Annotated in this window: 9 protein-coding genes; 1 reads left to right on the top strand and 8 read right to left on the bottom strand. The window is 72.4% G+C overall.

Annotated elements, in window-relative coordinates; genetic code table 11:
• Positions 1-34: 34 nt before the first annotated feature.
• The 6 genes from BMW99_RS16455 to nsdA form a co-directional block, all read right to left on the bottom strand.
• A complete protein-coding gene (locus BMW99_RS16455; protein ID WP_069466368.1) occupies positions 35-550 on the bottom strand; it encodes a GNAT family N-acetyltransferase in 516 nt (171 codons plus the stop codon).
• On the bottom strand, positions 550-2,094 hold the full coding sequence (gene ffh, locus BMW99_RS16450) for a signal recognition particle protein (RefSeq protein ID WP_069466367.1): 1,545 nt from the start codon (positions 2,092-2,094) through the stop codon (positions 550-552). Before ffh ends, BMW99_RS16455 begins: the two co-directional genes overlap by 1 nt.
• 109 nt (positions 2,095-2,203) lie before the next feature.
• On the bottom strand, positions 2,204-4,633 hold the full coding sequence (locus tag BMW99_RS16445; protein ID WP_075017036.1) for a [protein-PII] uridylyltransferase: 2,430 nt from the start codon (positions 4,631-4,633) through the stop codon (positions 2,204-2,206).
• A 61-nt stretch (positions 4,634-4,694) separates the two neighbouring features.
• A complete protein-coding gene (locus BMW99_RS16440) occupies positions 4,695-5,033 on the bottom strand; it encodes a P-II family nitrogen regulator (RefSeq protein WP_069463743.1) in 339 nt (112 codons plus the stop codon).
• Entirely contained in the window at positions 5,030-6,373 is a 1,344-nt protein-coding gene (locus BMW99_RS16435; RefSeq protein ID WP_069463742.1) for an ammonium transporter, read from the bottom strand. The genes BMW99_RS16440 and BMW99_RS16435 overlap by 4 nt, the downstream gene beginning before the upstream one ends.
• A gap of 323 nt (positions 6,374-6,696) precedes the next feature.
• The gene (gene nsdA / locus BMW99_RS16430) at positions 6,697-8,169 is read right to left on the bottom strand and encodes a transcriptional repressor NsdA (RefSeq protein WP_069463741.1); all 1,473 of its coding nucleotides are present in this window, start codon (positions 8,167-8,169) and stop codon (positions 6,697-6,699) included.
• A 335-nt stretch (positions 8,170-8,504) separates the two neighbouring features.
• Between nsdA and BMW99_RS16425 the strand changes: the two genes are divergently transcribed.
• On the top strand, positions 8,505-9,242 hold the full coding sequence (locus tag BMW99_RS16425; RefSeq protein ID WP_075017035.1) for a bifunctional DNA primase/polymerase: 738 nt from the start codon (positions 8,505-8,507) through the stop codon (positions 9,240-9,242).
• A gap of 91 nt (positions 9,243-9,333) precedes the next feature.
• Here BMW99_RS16425 and ftsY read toward each other — a convergent pair whose 3' ends face one another.
• Entirely contained in the window at positions 9,334-10,551 is a 1,218-nt protein-coding gene (ftsY, locus tag BMW99_RS16420) for a signal recognition particle-docking protein FtsY (protein ID WP_069461947.1), read from the bottom strand.
• A 96-nt stretch (positions 10,552-10,647) separates the two neighbouring features.
• Entirely contained in the window at positions 10,648-12,063 is a 1,416-nt protein-coding gene (locus BMW99_RS16415) for a sugar porter family MFS transporter (RefSeq protein WP_069461948.1), read from the bottom strand.
• Between the last annotated feature and the right edge of the window lie 178 nt (positions 12,064-12,241).

The following is a 12,241-nucleotide window of genomic DNA, read 5'->3' as shown; positions in this document are numbered from 1 at the left end:
CGGCGGGGGCCGTCCTCCCGTACCATGCCGCGGCCTACAGGCCCCGCCACTCCTCGGCGGTCAGGGCGAAGCGCTCGTGGTCGCGCCAGGCGTCGTTGATGTAGAGCATCCGCGGCGAGAAGCCCTCGTGGCGGAAGCCGAGCCGTTTGGCCATCGCCACGGAACGGCTGTTGTCCGGCTGGACGTTGATCTCCAGCCGGTGCAGCCCGAGCCCCTCCGGCCAGCTGGTGAAGCAGCGGTCCACCACCAGCCGCATGCCCTCGCTCATCCGGCCGGTGCCGTTGTACGGCAGGTAACTGTCGTAGCCCAGCGCCGCGTTGCGGAAGCGGGCGCGCACGATGTTGGCCACGTTGCACTTGCCGACGATGCCGCCGTCCTCCTCGTTGACGATGAGGAACGTCTGCAGGTCCGCGCCCTGGCGGCGCAGCAGCTCGTGGAACCCGTCGGGGTCGACGGGGTTCCACGGGCTGAGGTGCTCGACGGAGCGCAGGACCGCGGCGCGGTGGGCGGCCGCGTCCTCGGGCCGGGGCGGCCGGATCGAGACCCGCATCAGCCCATGAACTTCTTGAACTCGTCAGGGAGTTCGAAGTCCTGGCCGGCTGCGCCGAACGCGTCGCCGTTCTCTCCGCCCGGCCCCTGCTCGCGGCGGGCCGCGGCCGCGGCGGCGTCCGCCTTGCGCTTCATCGGGTTGCCCGACTGGCGCTTGCCCTTGGCCTGCTTCTGCTGCTTCTTCTGCCGGCCGGGGCCGCCGCCCATGCCGGGGATGCCCGGCATCCCGGGCATGCCGCCGCCCTGGGCCATCCGCGACATCATCTTGCGGGCGTCGAAGAACCGCTCGACGAGGCCCTTGACCGCGCTGACCTCCACGCCCGAGCCCTTGGCGATACGGGCCCGGCGGGAGCCGTTGATGATGTGCGGGTCGGCCCGCTCGGCGGGCGTCATCGACTTGATGATCGCCGCGGTGCGGTCGACGTCGCGCTCGTCGAGGTTGTTGATCTGGTCCTTGATCTGGCCCATGCCCGGGAGCATGCCGAGCAGCTTGGAGATCGAGCCCATCTTCCTGACCTGCTCCATCTGCTGGAGGAAGTCGTCGAGGGTGAACTCCTTGGGGCCCTTGGCCAGCTTGGCGGCCATCTTCTCGGCCTCGGCCTGGCTGAAGGTCTGCTCGGCCTTCTCGATGAGCGACAGCATGTCGCCCATGCCGAGGATCCGGGACGCCATCCGGTCCGGGTGGAACGCGTCGAACTCGTCGAGCTTCTCGCCGTTCGACGCGAACATGATCTGCTTGCCGGTGACGTGCGCGATGGACAGCGCGGCACCGCCACGGGCGTCGCCGTCGAGCTTGGAGAGCACCACGCCGTCGAAGCCGACGCCGTCGCGGAAGGCCTCCGCGGTGTTCACCGCGTCCTGGCCGATCATCGCGTCGACGACGAAGAGGATCTCGTCGGGGTGGACCGCGTCACGGATGTCCGCGGCCTGCTGCATCATCTCCTGGTCGATGCCCAGGCGGCCCGCGGTGTCGACCACGACGATGTCGTACTGCTGCTGCTTCGCGTACGCGAGGGAGTCCTGGGCGACCTTCACCGGGTCGCCCACGCCGTTGCCCGGCTCCGGCGCGAAGACCGCGACGCCGGCGCGCTCGGCGACGACGCTCAGCTGGTTCACGGCGTTGGGGCGCTGGAGGTCGCAGGCGACGAGCAGCGGGGTGTGGCCCTGCTTCTGCAGCCACAGGCCCAGCTTGCCCGCGAGGGTGGTCTTACCGGCGCCCTGGAGGCCGGCGAGCATGATCACGGTGGGCGGCTGCTTGGCGAACCGCAGCCGGCGGGTCTCCCCGCCGAGGATGGTGATCAGCTCCTCGTTGACGATCTTGATGACCTGCTGCGCCGGGTTCAGCGCCTGCGACACCTCGGCGCCGAGCGCGCGTTCCTTGACCTGCTTGATGAACGCGCGGACCGCGGGCAGCGCGACGTCGGCTTCGAGCAGCGCGATACGGATGTCGCGCGCGGTGGCGTCGATGTCCGCCTCGGAGAGACGGCCCTTGCCCCGGAGGTTCTTGAAGGTGGCTGCAAGGCGGTCGGAGAGGGTGTCGAACACGTCGGTCGCGGATCCTCGCGTCGGGAGTGGGAAGTATCGGCTCCCAGGGTACTGGGCCGGTCCAGGTGCGGTCTGCACCCCGGTCGGCACCCCGGTCGGCACCCGGGGTTCACCTGAGCGCCGCCTCGACCTGTCGCGCCACCTCCGCGGCCCGCCCCGCGGGCAGCGCCTGGCCGTCCTTGCCGACGACGTAGAAGGCGTCCACCGCGTCGGCGCCGAGCGTGGAGACGCGGGCCGAGCGCACCGTCACGCCGGCCGCGGACAGCGCCAGGCCGATGCGGTGCAGCAGGCCGGGGGCGTCGTGCGCCCTGACCTCCAGCACCGTCGCGGTCTGCGAGGTGTGGCCGGGGGCGACCGTCACCCGCGGCGGCGGCGCGGTGATGCCGCGGCGCCGCGGGTAGGCGGCCTCGCGCTCGGCCAGCCGGGCCTCGATGTCCAGGGCGCCGTCGAAGGCCCTGGCCAGGTCGGTGCGCAGCCGCGCGGTCTCGGGCAGGGCGCCGTACTCCGCGGACACCTGCCAGCCCAGCAGGGCCACCGGGCCCGCGCCGATCGGGTCGAAGGAGCGCAGGTCGGCGGTGCGGACGGTGAGCCGGTGCAGGGCCAGCACCCCGGCCGCGTGAGCGAGCAGGCCGGGCCGGTCGGGCACCGCGAGCAGCAGTTCCACGCCCAGCGCCTCGGCGTCCTCCGCGCCCTCGGCGTCGGGCTCGGCACGGGCGTGCAGGGCGAGCACCGGGCCGCCGGTGCGGCCGGCCTCGACGGCGAGCCGCTCCTCCTCGGCCGTGGGGTCGCGGTCGCCGGGCTCGGGCAGCTCGCCGGTGTCCAGGGCGCCCGCCACCCGCTCGACGAGGTCGGCCAGCAGCGAGGCCCGCCAGGTGCTCCAGGCGGCGGGCCCGGTGGCCAGCGCGTCGGCCTCGGTCAGGGCGGCCAGCAGTTCCAGGGTGGAGGTGTCGCGCACGGCGTCGGCGACGGTGCGGATGGTCTCCGGGTCGTCCAGGTCGCGTCGGGTGGCGGTGTCGATGAGCAGCAGGTGGTGGCGGACGAGCAGGGCCAGGGTGTCGACGTCGGCGCGGCGGAAGCCGATCCGGGCGGCCAGGTCGCGGACGATGACCTCGCCGGCCTCGCTGTGGTCGCCGGGCCAGCCCTTGCCGATGTCGTGCAGCAGCGCGGCGACCAGCAGCAGGTCGGGGCGGCCGACCCGGCGGGTGAGCCCGGCGGCCTGCACCGCCGTCTCCACCAGGTGCCGGTCGACGGTGAAGCGGTGCACGGCGTTGCGCTGCGGGCGGCAGCGCACCCGCTCCCAGTCCGGCAGCAGCCGGGTGACCAGTCCCTCGGCCTCCAGCGCCTCCCACACCGGCACGGTGGCCTCTCCGGAGCCCAGCAGGGACAGCAGCCGCTCGCGGGCCTCCGCGGGCCACGGCACGGGCAGCGGCCCGGCGGCCGCGGCCAGCCGCCGCACGGCGTGCAGCGACAGCGGCAGCCCGGCCTGGGCGGCCGCGGCGGCGGCCCGCAGCGGCAGCACCGGGTCGCGGTCGGGTTTGGCGGTCAGCGCGAGCACGGCCTCGCCCTCCTGCTCCACCACGCCCTCGGCGAGCGGCACCCGCTCGGGCGACGCCTGGGGCGCGGGTGTGCGGCCGCGGCCCAGCAGCCGGCGGCGGGGCCGGGACTGGCGGGCGCGCAGTACGCGGGCGACCTCGCGCCAGGTGACGTCGGAGGCGTAGGCGATGCGGCGGGCCGCCTCGTAGACCTGCCGCAGCAGCGCGTCGGCGTCGAGCACGCCGAGGGCGGCGGCGACCTGGTCCTGCTCCTGGAGGGCCAGCCGGTCGGTGGCGCGGCCGGTCACCAGGTGCAGGGCATCGCGGGTGTCGAGCAGCCGGGTGCGGGCCTGCTCCAGGCCCTCGCGGGGGGCGTCGGCGAGCCAGGAGGCGGCGACCGCGCGCAGGGCGGTGGCGTCCCGCAGGCCGCCGCGGGCCTCCTTGAGGTCGGGTTCGAGGAGGTAGGACAGCTCGCCCTGGCGTTCCGCGCGCTCCTGGCACATCTCGTGCAGGGCCGGCAGCCGGGCCGGGGCCTGGTTGCGCCAGTCGGCCAGGACGCTGCTGCGCAGCGCGGAGGTCAGGGCGGCGTCGCCGGCGATGTGCCGGGCGTCGAGCAGGCCGAGCTGGACCTTGAGGTCGTCGCCGGCGGTCTTGACGGCCTCGGCGGCGGTGCGCACCGAGTGGTCGAGGGCGAGGCCCTGGTCCCACACCGGGTACCAGATGCGGTCCGCGAGGGCGGCCACCTCGGAGCCGCCCTCGTGCAGCAGCACCAGGTCCAGGTCGCTGCGCGGGGACAGCTCGCCGCGCCCGTAGCCGCCGACGGCCATCAGCGCCCAGCCGGTCGCCCCGGTGGCCGCGGCGGCGTCGTCGGCCAGCGCGCCCAGCCACCGGTCGGTGAGGGCGGCCAGCGCGGCACGGCGCGGCGGCCCGGACTCCGCCTCCTGGGTCAGGAGGCGGAGCCGGGCCGCCGCGTAGTTGCCGTCCTGCGCGTCGACGCTGTCGGTCACGGGGTCTCCAGCACTGTGGGGTGGGTGTCCGGAACCGACGGTACGTCGGGTCGGCCGGCGGTCAGAGTGCGTCCGGGCCGCGCTCTCCGGTGCGGACCCGCACGGCGGTGTCGACCGGCAGGCTCCACACCTTGCCGTCGCCGATCTTGCCGGTCCGCGCGGCCTTGACGACCACGTCGATGAGCTGCTCGGCGTCGGCGTCCTCGACCAGGACCTCTATCCGGATCTTGGGCACGAGGTCGACGGTGTACTCCGCGCCCCGGTAGACCTCGGTGTGGCCGCGCTGGCGGCCGTAGCCGCTGGCCTCGGTGACGGTGAGGCCGTGCACGCCGAACGCCTGCAGGGCTTCCTTGATCTCGTCGAGCCGGTGCGGCTTCACGACGGCGGTGATGAGCTTCACGCGTCCACCTTCTTGACCGGGGAGGCACCCGCCTCGCTGGAGGTTGCGGCCGGGTCGGCGGCGCTGCGCGCCCCGCCCACCCCGGCGAAGTCGTATGCGGTCTCGGCGTGCAGGACCTGGTCCACGCCGGTGATCTCCTCGTCCTCGGTGACCCGGAAGCCCATGACGAGGTCGATGAGCTTGGCCAGCACGACCGCGCACACCAGGGAGTAGCCCAGGACCGCGCCGACGCCGATGAACTGCAGGCCCAGCTGGTGCCAGCCGCCGCCGTAGAACACGCCCTTGGCGGTCTGGCCGACGCCGCCGGTGGCCAGGAAGCCGATGGACAGCGAGCCGACGATGCCGCCGACCATGTGGACGCCGACGACGTCGAGGGAGTCGTCGTAGTTGAACCGGTACTTCAGGCCCACCGCGGCGGCGCAGATCACACCGGTGACCAGGCCGAGCAGGATGGCGCCGAGCGGGGAGATCGAGCCGCAGGCGGGGGTGACGGCGACGAGGCCGGAGACCGCGCCGGAGGCCGCGCCGAGGGTGGTGAAGGAGCCGTGGCGCAGGCGCTCGTAGATCAGCCAGCCGAGCATGGCGGCGGCGGTGGCCACCTGGGTGTTGGTGAAGGCGACGGCGGCGACGCCGTCGGAGCCCAGCCAGGAGCCGGCGTTGAACCCGAACCAGCCGAACCACAGCAGGCCGCAGCCGAGCATGACCAGCGGCAGGTTGTGCGGGCGCATCGGGTCGCGCTTGAAGCCCTTGCGCTTGCCGATGACGAGGATCACGCCGAGTGCCGCCGCACCGGCGTTGATGTGCACCGCGGTACCGCCGGCGAAGTCGATGACGCCCTTCTTGAACAGCCAGCCGTCGGACGCCCACACCCAGTGCGCGACCGGGAAGTACACCACCGTCGCCCACAGGGTGATGAACAGCGACCAGGCGGTGAACTTCACCCGGTCCGCGAGAGCGCCGCTGATGAGGGCGGGGGTGATGATCGCGAACATGAGCTGGAAGACGGCGAATACGTAGACGGGAATTCCGTATCCCGGCCAGAGTTCACCGATCCCTATGTGGCGCATACCGAACCAGTGCGTACCGCCCATGAATCCGTTGCCGGATCCGAAGGCGAAACTGAATCCGTAGAGGGTCCACAGAACGGTGATGATGCCGAGACTGATGAAGCTCATCATCAGCATGTTCAGGGCGCTCTTGACCCGCACCATGCCGCCGTAGAAGAAGGCGAGACCAGGGGTCATCACCATCACCAGGGCGGCGCTGATCAGCATGAACGCCGTACTTCCACTGTCGAGCTTGGGCGCATCCGCGGCCAGCGTCATGATGGCTGGTGCCATCGGCGTCTCCTCGTCATCCGGACGGCCCGTGCGGGCGGTGCAGGGTGTGGGCCGGTTTTCGCCACGAGAGTGGCCGAGCCGGGTTTCCTCCGATGCCGAACGGTGTTTCACCGCCGTGACGAAGAAGTCGCGCGTGTTACGGCAGGGTGAACCGTCCCGTGGAGACGGGAAGGATGTATACGGGTGGGGAATGCGTGGCAATCCGTTCGGGGAACCGGCCGGAGGACCCGCCGGGGCCGTGCGGCGATCCCCGCGCGGAGCCCGTACGGGGGTCCGTACCGGAATCCGTGCGGTGGCCCGCCGGTGACCTGCGAAGGGACCGCTCAGGCGGACTCGGCGACCTCGGGGAGTTCCACCGAGAGCCGGTCGGCGAGCCGGACGACCTCGGGGACGTCACCGAAGTCGCGCAGCGCGGTGTGGGTGGTCTTGCGGATCCGGGTGTTGACCCGCTCGGAGCGCACCCGCTTGGCGACGGTGATCGCGTGGTCGGTGAAGTGCGCCGCCTGCTCCGGTTCCTTCATCAGCAGGTGCACGGTACCCATGCCGACCAGGTTCAGCGCGTAGGCGCGCTGGTGCACGGAGTCACCGGCGAAGCCGTCCACGGCCCTGACCATCTCGGGGTGCGCCAGCGAGGCATACGTGGGGCTGCGGCCGGCGACGTACGCGAGGTCGCGGTAGGAGTGCGCGTTCTCGGCGTGCAGTTCGGCCTCGTTGAAGAACGTGATCCACGCCGGGTCGTCCGCGGCGCAGGAGTCGGCGTAGGTGTCCTCGGCCATCCGCACCGCGCGGTGGCACTTGTTGACCTGGCCCATGTTGGCGTAGGCGCGGGCCTCCAGGGCGTGCAGCATGGCCTGGGTGGTCGCCGACGCCGAGTCGCGGGCGCCGTACTGGGCGAGGTGGATCAGTTCCAGCGCGTCGTCCGGGCGGTCGAGGTGGATCATCTGCCGGCTCATCGAGGACAGGATGAACGCGCCCAGCGGCCGGTCACCGGCCTCCTTGGCCGCGTGCAGGGCCAGGACCAGGTACTTCTGCGCGGTGGGCTGGAGTCCGACGTCGTAGCTCATCCACCCGGCGAGCGACGCCAGGTCGGCGGTGATCCGGTAGAGGCGCTGGGCGACGGCCTCGGAATGCGGTTCCTGGAGCAGGTCGGTGACCTCGTGCAGCTGGCCGACCACGGCCTTGCGGCGCAGCCCGCCGCCGCACTGGCTGTCCCACTCGCGGAACATCACCGTGGTGGCCTCCAGCAGCTCCAGCTCCTGCTCGGACAGCCGCGAGGGACGTCCGCCGTCGCGCGGGGGCGGCACCGTTGCGGGGTGCGCCCCGGGCGTGGTGGGCACCAGCCAGCGCTGGAGCGGTTCGAGCAGGGCGGGGCCCGCGGACAGCGCGAGCGAGGTGCCGAGGAAGCCGCGGCGGCCGAGCATCAGGTCGCTGCGGGAGAACTCGTTGATCAGCTGGACGGTCTGCGGGCCGGCCCACGGCAGGTCGATGTCCCCGCCGGCGGGCGGGGTGTGCGCGGAGCGCAGGCCGAGGTCCTCGACGGGCACCACGCAGCCGAAGCGCTCGGAGAACAGCTCGGACAGGATGCGCGGGATCGGCTCGCGCGGCTGCTCGCCGTCGAGCCAGCGGCGGACCCGCGAGGTGTCGGTGCTGACATGGTGCGCACCGAGCTGGCGCGCCCGCCGGTTGACCTGGCGTGCCAGTTCGCCCTTGGACCAGCCGCTGCGCACGAACCACGAGTTCAGCTGCGCGTTGGGCTGCTTCTCCGTTGTGGCGCCCACGGTCAAGCCCCCATCCACTTTTCTCAACCCCTTGGATACCAGGGTTGGTTGAGTCCTGTCGCCCGTATCTCCGGATCCGTGCCGCGGGATTGTGCGGCCCGGCTGTGCAGTGCGCGGGTGCCTGCGGCATACCCCGGGGGGCGCGCGGACGACCGCCGTGGACTCACGAACCGAAAGTAACCCCACGATCACCCGCCTCGCGAGAACGCCGGAGGAAACGCCACCATTCGCCACCCCATCGAATGAACTCACCTCCAGTCACAGGCGATTCACTTGACACATGACGGTCGCACGAGGTCGGAAGGGCCGTGCGGGAGCGTAACCATCGGCGGCGGCGATGCGTTGGAGGAGTCATGGTGTTCACGATCGGCAGCGCGCGGGAGATGCGCGCCCACCGGACCGGGATGCGCGACGCGGTCCGGCTCGCGGTCCTGTCCGGAGCACGGGCCGGCGCGCGTCGCCGTACGCACGCCTCGGCGTGCACCACCGTCGCCCAGTACGCCGCCCTGTTCGGCTGGGCGGTGGTGCCCGGGGCCCGGGCGACCCGCGGGGGGATCACCTGCTCCTGCGGGGACGCGGACTGCTCGCGGCCGGGCGCGCACCCGCTGACGTTCGCCCCGGAGGTGCCGGCGGGGGCCTCGGAACGGGAGGCGGCCGACGCGTGGGCGCAGGTCCCGGGCGCGGCGGTGCTGCTGCCGGCGGGGCGCTCGTTCGACGTGATCGACGTGGCCGAGGACCCGGGGCGGCGGGCGCTGGCCCGGCTGGAGCGGATGGGGCTGCGGGTGGGGCCGGTGCTGCTGACGCCGACCGGCCGCGCGCAGTTCTTCGTCGCGCCGGGCGCCGCGGCCGAGCTGCCGGCACTGCTCTACCGGATGGGGTGGGACGACGCGCGCCTGGACCTGCGCTGCCTGGGCGCCGGCGAGCATGTCACCGCTCCCCCGTCGGACCACGGCGGTCTGGGGCCGGTCCGCTGGCTGCGTGAGCCGGGGGCCGGCGGCCGCGGCGGGCAGCCGCAGCCTCCCGAGGCGCGGCTGCTGCTGGGCACGCTGGCCTACGTGAGTCACCGCGCCAGGGTCCGCGCCTCGGTCTGATCCGTCATCCGCCGGCCCATGCGTAAGGGGCGCCCACTCGGGGTGGGCGCCCCTTACGCATGTCTGCCGTGCGGTGCGCGGCGTGCTCGGGTCAGTCGCCGATCAGGGCGTCGACGAACGCCTCCGGCTCGAACGGCGCGAGGTCGTCCGCGCCCTCGCCGAGACCGATGAGCTTGACGGGGACGCCCAGTTCGCGCTGGACCGCGACGACGATGCCGCCCTTGGCGGTGCCGTCGAGCTTGGTCAGCACGATGCCGGTGATGTCGACCACCTCGGCGAAGACGCGGGCCTGCACCAGGCCGTTCTGGCCGGTGGTCGCGTCGAGGACGAGCAGCACCTCGTCGACCGGGCCGTGCTTCTCCACGACCCGCTTGACCTTGCCCAGCTCGTCCATGAGGCCGGTCTTGGTGTGCAGCCGGCCGGCGGTGTCGACGAGCACGGTGTCCGCGCCCTCGGCGATGCCCTCCTTGACCGCGTCGAACGCGACGGAGGCGGGGTCGCCGCCCTCGGGTCCGCGCACGGTGCGGGCGCCGACGCGCTCGCCCCAGGTCTGCAGCTGGTCGGCGGCCGCGGCACGGAAGGTGTCGGCGGCGCCGAGCACGACGCTGCGGCCGTCGGCGACCAGGACCCGGGCGAGCTTGCCGGTCGTGGTGGTCTTGCCGGTGCCGTTGACGCCCACGACGAGCACGACGGCCGGGGTCTCCTCGTGGCTCTCGGTGCGCAGCGTGCGGTCGAGCGACGGGTCGATGAGTGCGACCAGTTCCTCGCGCAGCAGCGTGCGCAGCTCCTCGGGCGTGCGGGTGCCGAGCACCCGGACCCGGGTGCGCAGCCGCTCGACGAGCTCCTGGGTGGGCGCGACGCCGACGTCGGCGGTGATGAGGGTGTCCTCGATCTCCTCCCACGTGTCCTCGTCGAGCCGCTCCCGGGACAGCAGCGTGAGCAGTCCCTTGCCGAGCGAGCTCTGCGAGCGGGAGAGCCGGGAGCGCAGCCGGATGAGGCGGCCGGCGGTCGGCTCGGGCTGCTCGATCGGCGGCGGCGGGAGGACGTCCAGCTCTTCCAGCGCCTCGGGGGCGGCGGTCGCGCCGGACCCGGGCAGCGGGACCTCTTCGATGGTCCGGCGGGTTTCCTCCCGCGGGGCCTCGGCCTCGTCCCCGACATGGGGTTCGGCGGGAGGCGTGGTGATCGTCGGGGTGCTCGGCGGCGCGGTCGGCAGCTGCTGCTTCTTCTTGCGGCGGCTGCCGACCACCAGCCCGCCGGCCCCGAGGATCACGACCAGGGCGATGACGACGGCAAGGATGACGATTTCCATAACGCGACCAGTATCGCTGGTTTTCCGTCCGGCACGGCCCAGGCGGCGGCCCGGGCGGTGCGCCGGCCGGCAACCGGCTCCGGGCCAGGGCCCGTCCTAGCCCATCTCCTCCAGGGACTTGCCCTTCGTCTCCTTCACGAACTTCACGACGAAGGGGATGGAGAGCAGCGCGAAGCAGCAGTAGATGACGTACGTGGCCGACAGGTTCCAGTCCGCGAGGCTCGGGAAGCTGGCGGTGATCGCCCAGTTCGCGATCCACTGCGCGGAGGCGGCGACGCCCAGGGCCGCGGCGCGGATCTTGTTGGGGAACATCTCGCCGAGGAACACCCACACCACGACGCCCCACGACAGGGCGAAGAACAGCACGAAGAGGTGGGCGGCGATCAGCGCGACGGTGCCCTGGGTGTTGGGCAGGGTGTCGCCGTGGCGGGAGGAGAACGCCCACGCCTCCAGGGCCAGGGCGACCGCCATGCCGACCGAGCCGATCAGGGCGAGCGGCTTGCGGCCGATCCGGTCGACGAAGATCATCGCGATGACCGTGCCGACGATGTTCACGATCGACGTGGTGAAGGAGTAGAAGAATGAGCTGCTCGGGTTGATGCCGACGGACTGCCACAGCGTGGACGAGTAGTAGAAGGCCACGTTGATGCCGACGAGCTGCTGGAAGGCGCTCAGGCCGATGCCGATCCAGACGATCGGCAGGAAGTAGAAGCGTCCGCCGAGCAGGTCGCTGAAGCTGGCCTTGTGCTCGCGGCGCATCGCGTGCTCGATCTCGGCGACGCGGGCGTCCAGGTCGGCGCTCCTGCCCTCGACGTCGGCCAGCACGGCCTTGGCGTCGTCCCTGCGGCCGACGGTCAGCAGGAACCGCGGGGACTCGGGGATGGCGAACGACAGCAGGCCGTAGATGACGGCCGGGACGACCATGACGCCGAGCATGACCTGCCAGGCCTCGACGCCGAGGAGCCGGCCGCGCTGGTCGCCGTGCGCGGCGTTGAGGATGCCCCAGTTGACGAGCTGCGAGATGGCGATGCCGAGCACGATCGCCGCCTGCTGGAACGAGGCGAGCCGGCCGCGGTAGGCGGGCGGCGCGACCTCGGCGATGTAGGCGGGGCCGATGACGGAGGCCATGCCGATGGCGAAGCCGCCGACGATCCGCCAGAGGGCCAGCTCCCACAGGGCGAACGGCAGGGCCGAGCCGATGGCGCTGATGGTGAAGAGCACCGCGGCGATCTGCATGCAGCGGATGCGGCCGATGCGGTCGGCGATCCGGCCGGCGGTGGCGGCACCGACGGCACAGCCGATCAGCGCGATGGCCACGACCTGCGCGAGCGCGGCGGAGCCGATGCTGTAGCGGTCCCGGATGGCCTCGACGGCGCCGTTGATGACGGAGCTGTCGTAGCCGAACAGGAAACCGCCCATCGCCGCGGCGGCGGTGATGAAGATGACATGGCCGAGGTGCTCGGTCGCGGCGGTACGGCCGGCCGATCCGGTCTCGCGTGCGGTGCTCGTCAAGGTTCGTCTCCTCAGGCTCGGCGTTGAGCCCTCACATGAGGGTCTGGGGGTCCAAGCGTTCGGCCGCTCTCAGGCAGCCACCACTCGAACGTTTTGCCAACAGCCGGAAGACTATGCCTTCAACTTTCGAAACTAAAATCCGCTGAAGCCTGGCATACGCAGGCAGGAACCGGGCAGA

This window comes from Actinacidiphila rubida (genome assembly GCF_900110255.1).
Taxonomy (GTDB): domain Bacteria; phylum Actinomycetota; class Actinomycetes; order Streptomycetales; family Streptomycetaceae; genus Actinacidiphila; species Actinacidiphila rubida.
This window is presented reverse-complemented; position numbering and strand designations above follow the sequence as displayed.